This is a genomic window from Siccirubricoccus soli (assembly GCF_024178315.1).
Taxonomy (GTDB): Bacteria; Pseudomonadota; Alphaproteobacteria; order Acetobacterales; family Acetobacteraceae; genus Siccirubricoccus; species Siccirubricoccus soli.
Map to the genome: position 1 here is coordinate 1 of NZ_JAMZIK010000045.1, position 15,341 is coordinate 15,341.

The 15,341-nt window shown below is 70.3% G+C and carries 20 protein-coding genes and 1 pseudogene; 11 read left to right on the top strand and 10 right to left on the bottom strand.

The features are described from left to right. A pseudogene (locus tag NJ376_RS07750) lies at positions 1 to 144 on the bottom strand (IS3 family transposase); the annotation flags it as partial. Here NJ376_RS07750 and NJ376_RS07755 point away from each other — a divergent pair. Beyond that, a complete protein-coding gene (locus NJ376_RS07755) occupies positions 143 to 859 on the top strand; it encodes a nucleotidyl transferase AbiEii/AbiGii toxin family protein (RefSeq protein ID WP_252952672.1) in 717 nt (238 codons plus the stop codon). The pseudogene NJ376_RS07750 and the gene NJ376_RS07755 overlap by 2 nt on opposite strands. A 45-nt stretch (positions 860 to 904) precedes the next feature. After that, a complete protein-coding gene (locus NJ376_RS07760) occupies positions 905 to 1,231 on the top strand; it encodes a helix-turn-helix domain-containing protein (protein WP_252952673.1) in 327 nt (108 codons plus the stop codon). Here NJ376_RS07760 and NJ376_RS07765 read toward each other — a convergent pair. Further along, positions 1,228 to 2,412: a HEPN-associated N-terminal domain-containing protein gene (locus NJ376_RS07765; RefSeq protein WP_252952674.1), complete on the bottom strand. Its 1,185-nt coding sequence runs from the start codon at positions 2,410 to 2,412 to the stop codon at positions 1,228 to 1,230. The two genes, NJ376_RS07760 and NJ376_RS07765, sit on opposite strands and share 4 nt — an antisense overlap. Positions 2,413 to 2,546: 134 nt before the next feature. On the opposite strand from NJ376_RS07765, the gene NJ376_RS07770 reads away from it, so the two are divergent. Next, positions 2,547 to 2,978: a hypothetical protein gene (locus tag NJ376_RS07770; RefSeq protein WP_252952675.1), complete on the top strand. Its 432-nt coding sequence runs from the start codon at positions 2,547 to 2,549 to the stop codon at positions 2,976 to 2,978. Here NJ376_RS07770 and NJ376_RS07775 read toward each other — a convergent pair. From NJ376_RS07775 to NJ376_RS07790, 4 genes are all read right to left on the bottom strand, one after another. Further along, positions 2,947 to 3,240 carry a hypothetical protein gene (locus NJ376_RS07775; protein ID WP_252952676.1) on the bottom strand — a complete coding sequence of 98 codons (294 nt, stop codon included), beginning with the start codon at positions 3,238 to 3,240 and terminating at the stop codon, positions 2,947 to 2,949. The genes NJ376_RS07770 and NJ376_RS07775 overlap by 32 nt on opposite strands. Positions 3,241 to 3,277: 37 nt before the next feature. Further along, entirely contained in the window at positions 3,278 to 4,354 is a 1,077-nt protein-coding gene (locus tag NJ376_RS07780; RefSeq protein ID WP_252952677.1) for a hypothetical protein, read from the bottom strand. Then, positions 4,351 to 4,740: a hypothetical protein gene (locus tag NJ376_RS07785; protein WP_252952678.1), complete on the bottom strand. Its 390-nt coding sequence runs from the start codon at positions 4,738 to 4,740 to the stop codon at positions 4,351 to 4,353. Before NJ376_RS07785 ends, NJ376_RS07780 begins: the two co-directional genes overlap by 4 nt. A gap of 87 nt (positions 4,741 to 4,827) precedes the next feature. After that, positions 4,828 to 5,907, bottom strand: coding sequence for a replication protein RepA (locus NJ376_RS07790; RefSeq protein WP_252952679.1), 1,080 nt, complete (start codon positions 5,905 to 5,907; stop codon positions 4,828 to 4,830). 445 nt (positions 5,908 to 6,352) lie between these two features. Between NJ376_RS07790 and NJ376_RS07795 the strand changes: the two genes are divergently transcribed. Continuing rightward, positions 6,353 to 7,477 carry a hypothetical protein gene (locus NJ376_RS07795; RefSeq protein ID WP_252952680.1) on the top strand — a complete coding sequence of 375 codons (1,125 nt, stop codon included), beginning with the start codon at positions 6,353 to 6,355 and terminating at the stop codon, positions 7,475 to 7,477. A gap of 233 nt (positions 7,478 to 7,710) precedes the next feature. Here the strand turns inward: NJ376_RS07795 and NJ376_RS07800 are convergent, their stop codons facing one another. Together NJ376_RS07800 and NJ376_RS07805 are read right to left on the bottom strand one after the other, a co-directional pair. After that, complete coding sequence (locus NJ376_RS07800; RefSeq protein ID WP_252952681.1) at positions 7,711 to 8,691, bottom strand: hypothetical protein; 981 nt, start codon at positions 8,689 to 8,691, stop codon at positions 7,711 to 7,713. 52 nt (positions 8,692 to 8,743) lie between these two features. Next, the gene (locus NJ376_RS07805; protein ID WP_252952682.1) at positions 8,744 to 9,019 is read right to left on the bottom strand and encodes a hypothetical protein; all 276 of its coding nucleotides are present in this window, start codon (positions 9,017 to 9,019) and stop codon (positions 8,744 to 8,746) included. A 410-nt stretch (positions 9,020 to 9,429) separates the two neighbouring features. On the opposite strand from NJ376_RS07805, the gene NJ376_RS07810 reads away from it, so the two are divergent. From NJ376_RS07810 to NJ376_RS07825, 4 genes are read left to right on the top strand one after another with little or no spacing between them, the layout of a single operon-like run. After that, positions 9,430 to 9,729: a hypothetical protein gene (locus NJ376_RS07810; protein ID WP_252952683.1), complete on the top strand. Its 300-nt coding sequence runs from the start codon at positions 9,430 to 9,432 to the stop codon at positions 9,727 to 9,729. Continuing rightward, positions 9,726 to 10,079, top strand: coding sequence for a hypothetical protein (locus tag NJ376_RS07815; protein ID WP_252952684.1), 354 nt, complete (start codon positions 9,726 to 9,728; stop codon positions 10,077 to 10,079). Before NJ376_RS07810 ends, NJ376_RS07815 begins: the two co-directional genes overlap by 4 nt. Beyond that, positions 10,076 to 11,065 (top strand): site-specific integrase, encoded by a 990-nt coding sequence (locus tag NJ376_RS29220; protein WP_252952685.1) that lies wholly within the window; start codon positions 10,076 to 10,078, stop codon positions 11,063 to 11,065. The genes NJ376_RS07815 and NJ376_RS29220 overlap by 4 nt, the downstream gene beginning before the upstream one ends. After that, positions 11,062 to 11,817, top strand: coding sequence for a hypothetical protein (locus NJ376_RS07825; protein ID WP_252952686.1), 756 nt, complete (start codon positions 11,062 to 11,064; stop codon positions 11,815 to 11,817). Before NJ376_RS29220 ends, NJ376_RS07825 begins: the two co-directional genes overlap by 4 nt. A gap of 415 nt (positions 11,818 to 12,232) precedes the next feature. Here NJ376_RS07825 and NJ376_RS07830 read toward each other — a convergent pair whose 3' ends face one another. Then, positions 12,233 to 12,922 carry a metallophosphoesterase family protein gene (locus tag NJ376_RS07830; protein WP_252952687.1) on the bottom strand — a complete coding sequence of 230 codons (690 nt, stop codon included), beginning with the start codon at positions 12,920 to 12,922 and terminating at the stop codon, positions 12,233 to 12,235. A gap of 72 nt (positions 12,923 to 12,994) precedes the next feature. Further along, complete coding sequence (locus NJ376_RS07835; RefSeq protein ID WP_252952688.1) at positions 12,995 to 13,522, bottom strand: hypothetical protein; 528 nt, start codon at positions 13,520 to 13,522, stop codon at positions 12,995 to 12,997. A gap of 118 nt (positions 13,523 to 13,640) precedes the next feature. Here NJ376_RS07835 and NJ376_RS07840 point away from each other — a divergent pair, with 118 nt between their 5' ends. The 3 genes from NJ376_RS07840 to NJ376_RS07850 all read left to right on the top strand — a co-directional run bounded on the left by NJ376_RS07840 (position 13,641) and on the right by NJ376_RS07850 (position 15,200). Beyond that, positions 13,641 to 14,024, top strand: coding sequence for a hypothetical protein (locus NJ376_RS07840; RefSeq protein ID WP_252952689.1), 384 nt, complete (start codon positions 13,641 to 13,643; stop codon positions 14,022 to 14,024). 64 nt (positions 14,025 to 14,088) lie between these two features. Next, a complete protein-coding gene (locus tag NJ376_RS07845) occupies positions 14,089 to 14,310 on the top strand; it encodes a hypothetical protein (RefSeq protein ID WP_252952690.1) in 222 nt (73 codons plus the stop codon). A gap of 386 nt (positions 14,311 to 14,696) precedes the next feature. Further along, positions 14,697 to 15,200 (top strand): hypothetical protein, encoded by a 504-nt coding sequence (locus tag NJ376_RS07850; protein ID WP_252952691.1) that lies wholly within the window; start codon positions 14,697 to 14,699, stop codon positions 15,198 to 15,200. The last annotated feature ends 141 nt before the right edge of the window (positions 15,201 to 15,341 follow it).

Consider the following 15,341-nt stretch of genomic DNA (forward strand, 5'->3'; position numbering starts at 1 on the left):
GGTCTCGGCTGTGCAGCCGATCTTCGCCGCGATCGAGCCGATGGCCGACCACTGCGAGGCGTGGTCGCCTCCGTGATCCAGCACCATCCGGACCGCCCGCTGCCTCACCTCAGGCGAAAATCGGTTCGACGTCTTCTTCGTCATGGCTCCAACCTCTCAAGGTTCGGAGCCTCCGGCAAACCCGGCGCGGTTCAGAGGGGTCAAGGCAGCGGTCCAGGCCGCCATCGTGGGAGCCGGGTACCGAGACCCGGAGGTGATCGCGAAGAACGACAACCGGAACGTCCAGTTCGAGGTCTGGTACCGCGCCCCCGAGGAGGTCGACGGCCCCCTGCGGCCGCACCTGCTGGTCGAGCTGACCTACTCGCCGCCGCGGCTGCTGACGGTGCGTCGGAGCGTGCGGTCCTTCGTCAACCTGGCGACCCGCACGGATGCCGAGATCGCCGACCTCGAGTGCGTGTCCATCGAGGAGACCGCGGCGGAGAAGCTGGTGTCCCTGACGCGTCGGACCGCCGGTGACCTCGAGGGGACCAAGCCCGACGCGCACGATCCCTTCCTCGTCCGCCACGTCTACGACCTGCACTGGCTGCTGGGGAAGGTGGACCGCCCGGCCGTCCTCCAGCTCGCCCGCGAGATCGCCTCCTCGGACGCGGAGCAGTTCGCGAGCTGGTTCCCGGCCTACCGGGAGGATCCGCGGGGCTGGACCAGGCGCGCGCTCGATCACCTGGAGCGGGACGCGGAGTGCCACGCCTCCTACACCCTGTTCCTCGGGCGGATGGTCTACGGCGAGCGGACGGCCTTCGAGGAGGCGTTCCGGTCCGTCTCCGAGCTCGGGACCGCCCTCTGGGACGAGGCTCCCTAGGAACCTCTGGTTGTCGCTTGCCAGCGTCGGCCCGAGCGTTCTCGCATGACGACCCGCACCTACAAGTTCGACCGGCGACCGGCTCCCGAGCTCCGCGACATCTTGTCGCAGAGGGCGGCGGGCTATGGCTTCGCGCAGATCGCCGACGCCTTCGGCGTCCATCGCCGGACCGTCTACCTCGCCATCGACCGGGCCGCCGACCGCGGCGAGCTGCCGCCCGCGCTGCTCTGGGTCCTCTTCCCCGAGGACGAGGACGCGCGGCGCCGCCTCTTCAGCCGCATCCGCTCGGCCCGGGCGCGCGGCGTCGAGGTGGCCGGGTGGGACCAAGTCGAGCGGGCGCGGGCGGCCTACGCGCGACGGACGGGTGCCTAGGGCGACAGGCTCTTGTGGCGGACGCTGGCGAGCCTCAGCCAAGTCTTCGGGGGCGTCCCAAATTCGTCGTCCCCGGTCGCCCCTTCCACCTCCTTGGGTCCGGCAAACAGGACGACGTTGGCTCCTTTCTTCCCGGTCGCGCTGCGGTAGCGCAGGCCGTCGATACGGCCACCTCGGAACGGGTAGTCCCGGAGGAACTCGGTGAAGACCTGGGTGGGGATGTAATCCACGTGGACCCGGTCGTTCCTGGGAACCGGCTGGACGATGATGCGCGCGAACTGGTGCAGGAAGCCCATGGTCAGGCGGTCCATGCGGTGGGTTTCTGAGAAGAAGCCGGGCACCGGCGGCAGGTCTGCAAGGTCGAGGAGGCGGATCGGGCGTTTCGTCTCGAAAGTCCCGACCGAAACTAGCTTCTCCCGCGTCTCCGCCGTGGCAAGTGCCGCATTCTCGGCGCCGTAGAACATCGGAATGCCGGGCGGATTCATGCGGTTTGACTGCAGGGCGTACTCAGGCGGCGGGGGACCCAGAGCGGCGGCCGTGGTGTGGCGCTCGCGCGCCTTGCGTGGCCTGGCGCGAAAGAGCTTGTAGCCCTTGCGCTCGGTCCGGATCAGCCGCTGCCGTTCGACGAGCCCGCAGACCTCGCTCAAGAACTCCAGCGGTGACCGGGTATCAGGATCTCTGTCCTTCCCTGAGTCGATGTTGTGGAAGAAGAAGCGACGGCTGTGCTTCACGACACTGCAAAACCGCCCCCACGAGGAACGGAGGCTGTCGTCGGGTTCGAGGACCAACCAGTCGTACTCGCACCACACGTCGTCCTCTAGCTCGCCGACCAGGTCTTCGCGGAGCCTGTTGTCACCATCGCGCGGCAGATCGAGGCCGATTGTCTCGAACAGGAGGTCGTAGGTGTCGGTATGCCAGCCCTGGTAACCACCCTCGCGGCTCTCATAGGGCAGCTGATCCACAGCCTTGCCGTAGAACTTCCCCATGCGCTCCTGGATGTACGCGGCGATCTCGCCGAGCGGGATTGTCGCAGCGTCCTTGCGGCCGCAGTAATCGCAACCCCGGGGGCCGCCGTGGGCCTTGATGACCTTCCTTAGGTCGTCGTCCTCGAAGCAGCGGGCGCAGACCGGCTGCTCACTACCATGAAACCTCAGGAAGCATTCGGGGTCGACCAGGCTCATCCGCCACCACTGTTGCATAGAGGGCCGGTCCACCCTGCCCAACGCGCCAATAGCCGCTTTCGAGAGCCAGATCATCTGCCGGAATGGGCCGACTACGGGCTCCGCGGCTGCCCGGCCCGTGATACGACGGCGCCGTGGAGCCGCTTCCCTTCCCGGCGTCGCTGCGCCTCGTCGCCGAGAACATCGCGCGGGGGCAGGACCACACCTCGGCCATTAAGGAGTTCGTCGACCATCTCGCCCGCGCCGTCGCGGCGGCCGGGTGGGCGGACGGGGATCCCACGCTGCCGGTGCCGCGCGCGGCCTTCGAGGAGGAGCCCCCGCTCCCGGACGTCCCGTGGCAGCGGGCGCACATCGGCGGCCTGGCGGAGCACCTCGCCCGGCTCGCAGGTGAGTCGCCGCCGGAGTGGTGCCTCGGCGACGCCTGGTTCCTGCCGGAGCCGATCGGCCGGACTGTCGAGGGGACGCCGCCCGAGCTGGCGCGGCGCGGTCTCATGTGCGGGCCGGTGCTGGGCAATCTCTGGACGCGGCTCGGCGTCAGGCCCCGCCTTCCTGCTTACGGAGCATGAGCAGCGCGCGCTGGGTGAGGGCAGCGACGCGGCGGTATTCCTCGAGGCGCTCGAGCAGTTCGTCGGCCGACATGCTGCAGACGGCGCCGTGGCCCGTGGTGAGCCCGTGCAGGCGTCCGTCGGCGTCGCGCCCGATCCATGCGGTCGGGTCGCACTCCCAGCCTGCGTAGAGGACCGGGAAGGCGAGGACGACCTCGAACCTGCCAACCAGGGCGCGGGCGGCTTTGGCCTGCTGGGCATCCATCGCGTGGCTGTCGGACATCTGGTGTCTCACCTGCTGGCCGCCTCGCCTCCCGTGGTCACGCCGCCTTGGCGGGCGCGACGGCCGCGGCCTTCCTGCCCTTCAGCCGAGCCAGCAGGCCCGGTTCCGCCTCCACCGCGGCCCTGATCCGCTTCAGCGCCGTGTCGGAGTAGCGGGGGTGCTTCGAGGAGCCGAACATGAAGACGTGCATGCAGTCCTTGTCGGTGTCCACCTTGAGGTGACGCCTCAAGAGCAGGGCCTCGTGCATGTTCGTCTTCAACAGCTTGGCCAGCTCGGTGGCCGAGAAGCGGAACCGGCGCTGAAGGTCCACCTCGCGCACGGCAGCCGCCTCCGTCGGGTCGTCGGCCGGGACGAAGCGCACCGGAGCTCCGTCACTACCCTTGGTAAAGCGGACCTTCACCTCGACGCCCTCGCCGGTGACCTGGGTCGCGAGACCGCCAAGACGGGGAAATACCTCCGAGCGCGGACGTCCGGCGCGTATGGCGCGCTCGACCCGGTCGATGTCGGCCTCGCTGAGCTCGATGTCGGCGACATGGCTCTCCATCGCCAGCAGAGTTCGGATGCGGCCGCGCGCGTCGTCCCGCTGCCGCTTGCCGGGCTTCAACAGCTCGCGGATCTGCCGGTACTCGCGATCCACCAGAAGGGCGAAGTCACTGGGCGGCCGCGTGGCGATGGGCAGCACCCTTGAGGGCAGATGGTCGGCGAGGGTGTCGCCAAGGGACCGCTTCAAGAGGTCGTCGAAGATGGTTACGAACCCGCGAGCGTGCAGGTATAGGATGTCCTCGGGCACCACGAGCAGCCAGTGCTGCTCCGCGTCGCGGAAGGCGTCCACCGCGCGCAGGAGACCGGCTTCCTCCTCCGTCAACTTGCAGTGCTGTCCCGCCAGGTTGAGGCACTTGGCGAACCCGATGCTCGTCCGGCTCTGCGGGTCGAACACGCGAGCGCCCTTCTGCACCAGGATGGCCTTCAGGAGCATCTCGGCCGAGTGCTGCAGGTGCAGTAGGACCGTGGTCACGCGGCCGTCCTCGTCGCAGCCGTTGAAGGCGGTCACCGCCCTCCGGAGCGAGCAGAGGGACTTCACCTTGAGTGTCCTGGCCTCGCGCTTGAGCTTCACCGAACTTCCCCGACGTCAGATTGCTTCAATTCACCAAGCGTGCCGGTCACCACCGCGAGCGCGTCCTCGAACTGCGCCTCGTCGCCGTCCTGCATGGCCTCCCTCGCCTCTGCCAGCGCGTCGCGCAGGTCGGCCAGCTTGGCGAGGACGGCGTCCACCCTGGCCTCCGCTGCCAGGAGCGCCGTCTGGGCCTCCGGCACGGCGCCGAGATCGAAGGCCAAGCGGGCCACCTCGGCCAGCCACGGCAGGCTGCCCCTCGGCCAGACGTCCTCGCCGACCTTCAGCACGCGCGCTGCGCGGTCCACTGCCTCCGGCAGGTCGGAGGCGTCACGGGGCGCCCGCGCCCGCAGGGCGTCGGCTAACTCATCCCAATCCTCGTGATTCACGTCCTAGAACCTTCGGCTTCGGCAATCCCCGGTTGCCGGAGGAGTAGCGCGGACCTCAGCGCAAGGACTCGCCGAACTTTTCCGACCTCAGGCGGTGCCGATGAGGCGGGTTTTCTTCGGCGGTGGGGAGGGCCGGAGGATGATTCCTTGGGGGACAACCTCAAACTGGGCGGCCGGATAGACCGACCGCGCCAGCTCAAGAGACTCGGCGAACGGTGCCTTGAAGTGTTTCAAGGCGGTGACGCCGTGCCCGAATTGCGCCCGCAGGGCGGCCCAGGAGATGGGCGTATCCTCATCGAGGGCCGGGAGGCGGTAGCAGAGCCACAGGTAGACATCGAGTGCCAGGGCCGAGTTGCGGATCCGCCCCACCGCGTCGCGGTCGATGACCACCGGATGCCGCTGGAGGCTGTCGTAGTACGCCTGCGAGAGCCGTAGCCGCCGGATGAAGGGGCGTCGGCTACTATCGGTGTCGTACTCGAAAGCTTCGATGATCCGGTCGTTTATAACGAAGCCCTTGGTATCGGAGCCGATGCGGAATGATACCCGGCAGCGGGCCAGTCTCTCCATCTGCTCGAGCACAGAGTCGGCGACCTTCCCGCCGTCCGGAAGCCCAAGACGCCGTAGGACGGCGTAGGCCGTTGTCCCGAGTTCGATGTCGCGGCTGCCGCGCTCAAGGCAGTCGCTGCCGATCGCAACCTGGATGAGACGGGCGTAGGCGCCAAACGGGACCCCCACCTGTCGAAGGCTGCCGTCGTCCATCGCCTTGGAGCCACCCTCGACGACGATGGCCGCGTAGTGGGTATCGATGCGCCAGGCGTGTTCGGCTTGTCCCTTGGGCTTGCGGAAGGGGAGGCCCAGCAGGCACCAGCCGCTGTAGACATAGCCCGCGGCGCCCTCTTGCGCCCCCGTTGCTGCGAGCGCCTCGGCGGTTTCGGCGGCGGCCATGATGATGCGGGGGCCACGTGGACCCGCGAGCAGGTCAACGGGTGCCCGGCGCCCTGGTTCGGGCAGCGTAGCCATGGCGTAGACCGCAGCCCCCTTCCTGCCTCCTTTCTCTCGCAGGATGTCATGCACGGTCGCGTCGGCGCCAACCGGAGCGGGATCCAACACTGGATCCTCTCCCGGGAACAGGTCGATCTGCCCTTGTTTGTTGCGCCCTTGAGCCATGCTGCTCAACTTGCCGGGCCCAGTGGTCTCCCGGGAAGACCGAACTTTCCCGACACGGCGCCGAACCTTCCCGACCCAGGGCAATGAAAGGGTTAAGATAGATTCCCATTGATAGTATGTCCGCGAAAGTTCGGCGTATAACTCTCCCAAGTTGCTGAATTCGCCGATTTCAGGCCAAATTGACAGGTCGGGATGGTTCGGTGGTCTGGCCGGGGTTCGGCTCCCAGCGTTACGATCGACCTGCTGTGTGGTTCTCGGGGTCAAGCCACGAGGTCGGAAAAGTTCGGCCCGCGACTCCGAGGAGCGACTCCAGCGGGAGGAAGCAGGCTCCGGCCGACACAAGAAGGGCGGTCGGGAGAGATCGGCGCCGGTTGGCGCTCAGGTTTCGGGGTGCCCCGCCCCGGCCGGTGGTCGGGAAAGTTCGGTACGTGGTCGCCGGTGATGAGTGAGGTGCACGGCCGAGCTGCGGCTGGACGGACCGGCGAAGCGTGGAAAGTGCGCCTGCCAGCATTGCGGCCACGTCAACCGCTTCCCGAGGTCCGACGCCGGGCCGCCCCGCCACCGGCCGTTCGCCATCGAGTACTACAACTCGGAGCGCAAGGCGGAGCACAGCGGCCGCTTCTTCAAGAGGCCGGACGAGGCCGACCTGGCCCAGGTCGCAGAGGCCGAAGCCCGATGGTCGGCCGCGGAGCCGCGCTTCGTGCCGGAGGACGAGATCCTGCCGGGCGACGAGACTGACCGGCTGCACCGCTGGGGCTACGCGCGGTACCGGCATATGTTCAGCGCCCGGCAGCTTCTGGGGCTCGAGGCGAGCTGCCGCCTCATCGCGGGCGTCGAGGACGAGCGGGTGCGCCACGCGCTGGCGACCAACCTCTCGGACCTCCTGCGCTACCAGAACCTGCTCTGCCGCCACTCCCCAATGCGGTGTTTCGGGCCTGGATCACGACAACCCGGAAGGCCGAGGAGGCTCTCACCCTCAACTACCTGCCCCCCCCGCGACTACCCTGTCAGCTGCTACCGGCCCGACCTGCTCTGCGCACGACCGGACGACTGGCGATTTGTCGAGGTCAAGGGACCCGGTGACGCGCTCCACTTCCGGCAGGCGAACTGGCTGCTGCACCGACGCGATCCGGCATGGCCTTTCGAGATCTGCATGCCGGTAAAGGGGCTGCAAGAGGCACGCTTCGCTGCCGACGAGATAGGGCCGGGTCCCGCCTTCGCTGTCGCCTGCGCGGAGAAGCTTGAGGAGCACCAGGATTTTCTTACCGGGATCAGCATGTTCGGGTTGACCGGTAAGGATCTGGTCGCGGCCGAGGACCGAAACGCGGCGTCCATCGTCCGCGACCGTCGGCGGCTCTGGGCTGGATTGGTCGCCAAGGGCCATGACCCGAGGTCCCTGACTACGCTGCGGAGCGGACGGCTGATGACCGTGCTCGATTCGCACTGGCCGCCCGAACTGACGGGGGCCGACATGGAGCGCATGGCGCAGAGGGCGGCGAAGCAAGCCAAGAACAAGAAGAGGATAGCGGCCCACAACCGCCAGAGCGCGCGAGCATCGCGGAGGAAGTGACGGGATAGGTCTGGTTCGGCAGGCTTCCTGTGGCTCGCAGTGCCCGTGGAAGGCGAACGGCGGCCGCAGCGGCACGCATGGGCCACCTACGTCCGCGTCGCCCCCGGAATTCAGATGCCACAGTGGCGAGAGGAGTGCTCAGCCAGTCAGGAGATGCCCGTGTCAGCGCCCGCAGCGCCCCCTCCCCCTTCGGCGTCCCTGCCGAAAGGGTGGGGTGGGGCTCTCAAGAAAGCTCAGGCGCCCGACGCGCGGATCATCTCGACGAGGCGGCGGAACTCGGCATTCGCCGTCGCTCCCTTCCAGGCGTTGGCGAATTTGCAGACGAGCTGCAGGTTCCCGGCCTCGTAGTGGCCGTCGGAGTCGATGCGGTCGAGCGAGTAGCAGAGGGCCGGGTCGTCGCCACCGTCGAGCTGCATCTCGAGGCCGGTCAGGGCGCACAGCCCCTCCTGCGCTTCCATCAGGGCGCCAATGTGGTTCTCCAGCGCGAGCTGCGTCGGGAAGCGGACTTCCTTGTCCTTGCGCGTCGTCGTGACGATGGCGCCGCTCTGCGCCGCGGTCGCCATGGCGGTCATCGCCATGCGGATGATCGTCTTCTTCCGCGCGTCGGCGTAGGTGACCGGCGACTTCTTCGCGCGCTCCTGCTTCGACTTCCAGTCCGCGCGGCCGTGCCACGCCGACAGGTCCTCGCCCTCGATGAGCGCGATGGCGTAGGCGGCGTTGTCGGAGCCGAGGCACTGGAAGGTGCCCTCGGTGAACAGGAACTCCTTCGCGCGCGGGTGCAGCGCGTCCCAGCGGAGCGGGCGTCCCTTGCTGTCGCGGTCCGACCAGCCGGTGCAACGCTTGTGGTAGACGACGACCTTGCCCGTCGCGTTCCCCTTGCGGGGCTTGGGGTCAACGATGACCTCGCGCTCCGGCTCGGCGCCGGTCGAGCGGGTCCACCAGAGCTCGCCGCGCTGGCGGTGGATCCAGACGTCGCCGTCGGTCTCGAAGAGCAGGTCGTTCAGGTTGTACCACCGGCTCGCCACCGGGCGCGGGACCGTGATGCCGCCCGCCGTCTTCAGGTGCTTCCGGGCGTAGGCGATGTAGCCTTGCCGGTTCCTAGCCTCCCAGAAGCGGTGGATCTCCTCGTCGTCGAGGACCGCGATGGTCCCGCGGGACAGGCAGGCAGGCCAGGCGAAGTTCTCTTTGCCGAAGTTGGCGATGAATGTGCGCATCAGCTCGGGACGTTTCGGGGAACGTCCTTCTTACCGTTCGTCCCCCCGGCCGTCAGCACGCGGCCCAGGCTCTTTCCATCGCGGCCGCCCAGCTCGTCTCCTCACCCCGGACCTCCACGCCTTCGCCACGGACCGTCCAGCTCCACCGACCTGCCCCATCCGGCGCCACGGCGAGCTCCCGGCCGCCGTGCGACAGCCGCCAGCCGGGAGGCGCCTCCGCCCAGGCGAGGTAGTCGGCCAGGCCAGCCTCGCCGCGCCGCTCCCAGCCGACCGGGAAGCCGACCGGCTCCCAGCGCGGCGCCGCGCCCCCTGCCCCGTGCCCGTCCATCGCCCCGCCCTCCCCTATCCTCGCGTCGTTCCCGATTCCCTGGCCCGATCGTTCTGTGCTACTGCGGCTGTGTCCAGGAAACCCGATTCCCGGACACGGGGTCGGGGGACGGGATGGCGGGGGATCTGCGTGAGAGCGTGGTCGAGCGCATGCTGGCCCGCGGCGCCAGCCGGGAGGCTGGTCGCGGCCGAGCTGGTGATCGACGCCACCGTCATCGACCGGCAGAAGCGGGCCCGCGCGCTGGGGCTGCTGGACCCGAACGAGCCCGGGACGGTCGCGTCCTGGGTGCGCGCCGAGCTCATCCACGCGGCCGCCTTCGGCAGGCGCTGGGGCAGGATGGACGAGGCCACGCTCCGGCACGCTCCGGGAGGAGTTCGAGCGGGCGCTGGCAGAGGCGTTCGGGGGTGCTGATGGCGGGTGATGAGGCGGTTGACCTGAGCCGCGTCTTGGCGCTGCGGCAGATGGCGTTCACGGACGAGGAGATCCGCGACCTTCTGGACGTGGACCCGGCGGACGTGGTCCGGAGTGCCCTCGCCGCGTGGCAAGCGGGGCGGATGGCGCCCGAGCGCACGGTCGCCCTGACCGGTGCCGCGCACGCGCTGGAGCTCTACGCGCTGGCCGCGGAGCACGGTGTCGCGGTCGCCATCCGGCCCTCCGACCGCGACGCCGCCACGGCGCGCGCGGTCCTCGCCGCGTGGGGGCAGGGGTGAGCGTCGGTCGCCCAGATGCCGAGGCGGTGAACGACAGGGCCAAGCTCGTCATGCACCGCGCCGTCGCGCGCGCCATGGCCGACCCTGGCCGCGCCGGTGAGATCCTCGCGGCCGCGCGCCTCTGGATGGGCCGCCTCGCCGAGGAGGGACGCATCCACCGGGACTTCGAGGAGTGGGACAGGCTGCTCGGGCTGCCGCCGGACAGGCTCCGGCGCGAGATCACCCGGCGCGGGGAGCGCTGGGACGCGCTGCGCTCGACCTCGCCGCTTTCCGTGTCGCTGCCGTGCCTCCGCGACGAGGCCCTCCGGCGTCGTATCTGGCGCAAGGCCCGGATCGGGGTGGCGGCGTGACCCGCGCCTTGACGCGCACCGGCGCGGCGGGCGGCCTGCCGTCCACCGGCGCCGAGCTGGCCCGCGAGAGCGTCGAGAAGGCGGCCGGGTTCGCCGAGGCGTCCCGCGCGGCCGCGACGCGCCACGCCTACGAGCGGGACTGGGCGCTGTTCCAGGCGTGGTGCCGCGAGGTCGGCGTCGAGCCGCTCCCGGCGGACGCGCGCGCGGTGGCCTCGTTTCTTGGCTGGCTGGCCGGGCGCGGCCTCGCGCCCCTGACCGTCGGCCGCCGCCTCGCCGCCATCGGCTGGGCCCACCGGCGGGCGGGCCAGCAGGCGCCGCAGAAGGGCGAGGGCGCCGCCGTCATCCTCGAGGTCATGGCCGGAATCCGCCGGTCGCGCGCGACCCCGCCGACGAAGAAGGCGGCCGCCGACGCGGACATTCTCCGCGACGTCCTGCGCGCCATCCAGGGCGACGACCTGCGCTCCGTGCGAGACCGCGCCCTCATCGCCTTCGGGATGGCCTCGGCGCTCCGGCGGTCGGAGATCGTGGCTCTCGAGGTCTCGGACGTCGCCCGCGTGCCCGAGGGGCTGCGCGTAGCCGTCCGTCGGTCGAAGGCCGACCAGGAAGGGAAGGGGGAGACCATCGCCATCCCGGAGGGCCGCCGCCTGCGCCCGGTCGCGCTGCTCGAGGATTGGATGGCCCGCGCGATGGTCGAGGACGGTCCCCTGTTCCGGCGCCTCGACCGCCTCGGGATGCCGACTATGGACCCGATGTCGGACCGCGCCGTCGCGCGCGTGGTGAAGGCCCGCGTCGAGGCGGCGGGCTACGACCCCGCGGACTTCGCCGGGCACAGCCTGCGGGCCGGGTTCCTGACGGCGGCCGCGCGTGCTGGCGCCTCCATCTTCAAGATGCGCGAGGTCAGCCGCCACAAGAGCCTCGACGTCCTGTCGGGATACGTCCGCGACGCCGAACTGTTCCGCGACCACGCGGGCAAGGATTTCCTGTGAACTCTGCACCACTCGACCTGGAGGCGCCCGCCAGCTGGCCGGAGGTCCTCCGGGCATACCTGGCCCAGCACCATGACTTCTTCCTCGACTGGGAAACCAAGCGCGAATGGGCCACCGGAGCGGGATACGACCGCGCCGTGTATGGCCTCGAGTCCCTGCTGCGGCAGTACTCGCTTGTCGGCTGGCACTGCACCCGGCTGACCGAGGACGAGATCGCTCACATTCGCTCAGGCGGCATGCAGCCAATGGATGCCGCGATGCTCGAGCGGAGGTTGGACGCCGTGGTTGCGGCCGGTCTCCTGACCGAGACCATGGCCGGGAAGCTGAAGGCCAGGCATCAGGCGCGTGAGCCGTCGAGAGCCGGACGTGTGTGGTTCTGCTTCTTCCCGCCCCGGCACGCCGGAGAGTTGGGCATCGGCCGGTTCTTCCGACACTGGGGAGGGGAGGCCCTCTACAACTCCCACGAGGACGACCCGGAAACGGGCGCAGCGCTGCGGAGCGTGGGAGTGCCTTGCGTCATCGAGGCGCTCGTCCCGCTGTCGAGCCTGGGGAGCCTGGGGTTCCTGCCGGAGAAGATCGCCCGCAGGCACCTCATCGCCCACGGCCACCAAACCGTCGAGCCCATCGACCACGAAGGGGCCATAACGAGCCCCTTGGAGGCGGCCAGAATCCGGAGGACCGCGCTGTTCCCGTCACGCAAGTTTGGTGAGCTGACCGGCTGCGACGGGTGGAGGGCGCCAGTCGCCGGGTGAGGTCGTCTGCAGACTGGAGGCCGCACCCAGGCCGCCTGCGCGCCCTAGAATTGGATCGGCCCGCTACGGGGAGCACGGCGGGCCGAGTTGTCCTTCACCCTTGAAGAACCAGCGCGGCGTTCGTCGGGCCTGCTGTTGTCCAATAGTCTAGGTGAACCGGAGGCAAGTCAAGGCACCTCGCGCACTTTCCGAGGGTTCGGGGGCAGCGGCCGGATCGTCCCGCCGGGCGGCGCGGTCGCCGCCGCCTCCTCGAGAGAGATAGGCTCCATCCGCCCAACGGGGGTCCCGCAGTCCGGCAGGGCGCACCGCGCCTCCTCCGGCCCTGGACGCGCCCGGCCCAGCTCGGAGGGCGCGAGCACCCCGTAGACCCGGCCGCAGCGGCACCGCACGAAGCGCCTGCCCGCCGCCCGCGCCGTCATGCTCCCTCCTCGAGCCACCAGGGCTCTGCCCTGCCGAGGCCGCGCACCCGCACGCCGCCCGGCAGCTCGTCCTCGTAGGACCGGTGGTGGTGGCCGTGCACCACGAGCCGCGCGCGGGTCCGCTCGGCCAGCCGGTCGATGGCCCCAAAGCCGTGCTGGTGGCAGCTCGGCGCCTCGTGCGTGACGAGGACGTCGAGCCGAATGCCGTCGAAGGCGGCCTCGACGTCCTCGGGGAAGATGGTCGTCGTGTGCCGGAACGGGACGCCCTTGCGCCAGCGCTCCTGCGGCCGCAGCGCGCGCAGGTACTCGGCGCGCGAGCGGATGCGCGGCTCCGGCTCCCCAGCGTCGTCGCGCGGCCCCTTGAGCGGGTACCACACCTGGCCCCGGAACACGCCGCCGAGGCCTCCGACGATGCGGCCGCCCGCGTGGTCCCAGCGGGCGTGGATGTTCCCGGCCGTGTGGTCGTCGAAGAGGTTCGCGTGCCAAGCGTGGTCGTCGCTCTCGTGATTGCCGGGGATCCAGAGGACGCGGATGCCCCCGGCGAAGACCGGCGCGATGGTCTCCCGCAGCGGCCTAGACAGGTCGCAGTCGCCGAGCAGGACGACGGCCGACGGTCGGCGGTCCGAGCAGGCCGCGAGCAGTGGTCGCCACTCGCCGTGCGGGTCTCCGTAGAACAGGATGGACATGGTGCGCTCTCCTGCGCGGCGTTCGGGGTGGATCGCGTGGGACGCCCCACCGCCGGACGTGGAGGGGGCGCGTCAGTCCTCGGGACCGGCTATTCGCTGCCGCTCGTCGGGGGCGGGGAGCAGCGCCCGGCCGCCGCCGCGCTTCTTGGCGCCGAGGAGGTAGCGGACCTGCTCGACGGAGAGGCCGGTGTCCTCGGCGATCTCGCGGAAGGTGCGCCCCTGCGCACGCATCTCGCGCATGCGCGCGAGGTCTTGCTCGCCGACGCGGTAGGCCAGCGGCAGGCGGGCGCGGAGCTGCGCGATCTGGGCGCGCAGCTCGGCCAGGTTGCCGCCGTCCATCTCGGCCACGGCCTCCAGCGCGGCCGCTGCGGCCGCGTCGAGCACGGCGCCGGAGACGTCGGCGACGAGGTTCGGCCGGAGCGCGCGCAGGCCCTCGGCGACGACCCGCCCGAAAGGCAGGCCCCGGCGGTCCTCCGGGCCGGTGCGCACGACGGCGAGCGCGAGCGCGCGGCTGACCCGGGCGATGCGCTCGCGGCGCCGGGCCGGGTTCTCTCGCACCCGAACCGCCGTCGTCGCCACTGCTGGCCCCTGATCCGCCATGCCGTTCCCCGCCGCGCACCGCGCGCCTGCGCGCTCCCCGTGCGGCGCGCATGTTGCCCGCATGCGTCGAACCGGTCAAGCAGTGAAACCGTGTCAAACGGGGGCGTCGTATGCGTGGATGGTCGACAGCCTTGAGCAGCCCACACAGGAGCGCAGCGTGCCAAGACCCAGGTCGAAGCCGCTGGGCGACAGGAAGTCGCCGCTCTACATGGTCGCGTGGCGCGACGGCGCGGGGGCTGCCGTCCGGCACAAGGGCATCTTCGTGTCGCGCGACGCCGCGCTCGCCTTCGTCTTCGGCCACCTCGTCCCGCCCGGCGCGACGCTCAGGATTGAGGACGACCGGCGCTACCCCGGCGCCTTCGCCGTCCTCGAGGGTGTCTCGCCTCAGGAATGGTGCTGCGCGGTCTACCGCGCCAAGCGCGCCCACCTGGCGCGGGCGCTGTTCGGAGACGACGGTGACACGGAGCCCAAAGAGTGCGCCACGCGCGCAACCACGACTTGAGAGTGCGCGTGGCGCACCGTATCGTCGTCAACAGAGACGTCCATCGAAGCAGAGGAGCACCGAGATGACCGCCGCCGAGTTCAAGGTCTGGAAGAAGCGCAACCGCCTGACGAATCAGAGCGCGGGGGCCGTCTTCGGCCTCTCGACCCGGTTCATGGCCGACCTCTCGGCCGGGACGCGCGGCATCCCCGCCTACATCGAGGCCGCCTGCTCCGCCTGGGACGCGGGATGGCGCCCGAGCGACATGGCGGACGCGGCCGAGGCGGAGGCCGAAGAGGCCGCCTGAACCCTGCGGGGGAGCGATGGGCGAGCGAAGGGGGCGGGCCAGTGGCCGCGCCCCCTTTCCTTTGCCCGCGCCGCGCCGTGTCGGCACGGCAGGCTACGGCATCCAACCGTGCCCATACGGTGCGGCACCGTGCGGCCACGGCATCGCACGGCATCCTGCCGTAGGGGCGATCCGCCGCCCCGGTGGCCCGGGGGCTGTGAATCCGGCCCGCTGGCCAGTCACGGGATGTCATACGATGTCATACACGGATGGGGAGTAACGGGGGGACGACGAGGAAGGGCCTGTGAATCCGTGAATATCCAGCCGTCGCAGCTGTGCGGCCGACACTTGCCGGAACCCGAAATGCCGCCTAATTTGCTGACCCGCTGTGCCAACGGAGGGTTTCGATGTCGAAGCCGAAGAAGACCGGGACGGCCGCCCCGTCCCGGGATCCGAAGCAGCCCGTCGACGAGACGGGATCCGACGACCTCGAGGCCGTGCTGGCGAAGGAGGGTTCCGAGGATCCGATGGAGCGCAAGGAGTTCCACGACCTCCGCGACCGCGCCGCCTACGTCGCCGTCACCGGCGCGTTCCCGACGCATCTCAGGCCGCACAGCGTCCGGCTCCTCCGCCAGGCCGTCGAGTACTCCCGAACGCCGACCGCCATCGACGGCGACTCCGGCGCGCTGACCGTGCGGCCCGACGTCCGCCGCCGCCTGCGCCTCGACGAGCACCCGATGGTCGTGGCCGCGAAGAGGTTCGTCGCCGAGGGCTACCGTATCGCCGTCGCGCGCGAGCCGACGGCGCGGCGCCCGTTCGGACGCGCCTGGCTCTACCTGCCGCTCGACGAGACCCGCGCGGTCCGGGTGACGGTCCACGCCAACGGCGCCGCCGCCGAGGGCTGGGCATGAGCCCCGTGTTGACAATGTTGTCTCGGCCCCGAGCCGTCGCCTGCCTTGCGATAAGCGGGCGGAGCATACGCGCGGGCGGTCGCCCGCCCTCTCCGAAGCCCCGAACGACACCCTGAACGGACGGCCGCCGCGCTGTCCCGG

Excerpts from the sequence above, each read along its gene's own strand:
- NJ376_RS07755 (WP_252952672.1), top strand. The coding sequence starts at position 143 with ATGGCTCCAACCTCTCAAGGTTCGGAGCCTCCGGCAAACCCGGCGCGG.
- NJ376_RS07760 (WP_252952673.1), top strand. The coding sequence starts at position 905 with ATGACGACCCGCACCTACAAGTTCGACCGGCGACCGGCTCCCGAGCTC.
- NJ376_RS07765 (WP_252952674.1), bottom strand. The coding sequence starts at position 2,412 with ATGAGCCTGGTCGACCCCGAATGCTTCCTGAGGTTTCATGGTAGTGAG.
- NJ376_RS07775 (WP_252952676.1), bottom strand. The coding sequence starts at position 3,240 with ATGTCCGACAGCCACGCGATGGATGCCCAGCAGGCCAAAGCCGCCCGC.
- NJ376_RS07790 (WP_252952679.1), bottom strand. The coding sequence starts at position 5,907 with ATGGCTCAAGGGCGCAACAAACAAGGGCAGATCGACCTGTTCCCGGGA.
- NJ376_RS07800 (WP_252952681.1), bottom strand. The coding sequence starts at position 8,691 with ATGCGCACATTCATCGCCAACTTCGGCAAAGAGAACTTCGCCTGGCCT.
- NJ376_RS07805 (WP_252952682.1), bottom strand. The coding sequence starts at position 9,019 with ATGGACGGGCACGGGGCAGGGGGCGCGGCGCCGCGCTGGGAGCCGGTC.
- NJ376_RS07810 (WP_252952683.1), top strand. The coding sequence starts at position 9,430 with ATGGCGGGTGATGAGGCGGTTGACCTGAGCCGCGTCTTGGCGCTGCGG.
- NJ376_RS07830 (WP_252952687.1), bottom strand. The coding sequence starts at position 12,922 with ATGTCCATCCTGTTCTACGGAGACCCGCACGGCGAGTGGCGACCACTG.
- NJ376_RS07835 (WP_252952688.1), bottom strand. The coding sequence starts at position 13,522 with ATGGCGGATCAGGGGCCAGCAGTGGCGACGACGGCGGTTCGGGTGCGA.
- NJ376_RS07840 (WP_252952689.1), top strand. The coding sequence starts at position 13,641 with ATGGTCGACAGCCTTGAGCAGCCCACACAGGAGCGCAGCGTGCCAAGA.
- NJ376_RS07845 (WP_252952690.1), top strand. The coding sequence starts at position 14,089 with ATGACCGCCGCCGAGTTCAAGGTCTGGAAGAAGCGCAACCGCCTGACG.
- NJ376_RS07850 (WP_252952691.1), top strand. The coding sequence starts at position 14,697 with ATGTCGAAGCCGAAGAAGACCGGGACGGCCGCCCCGTCCCGGGATCCG.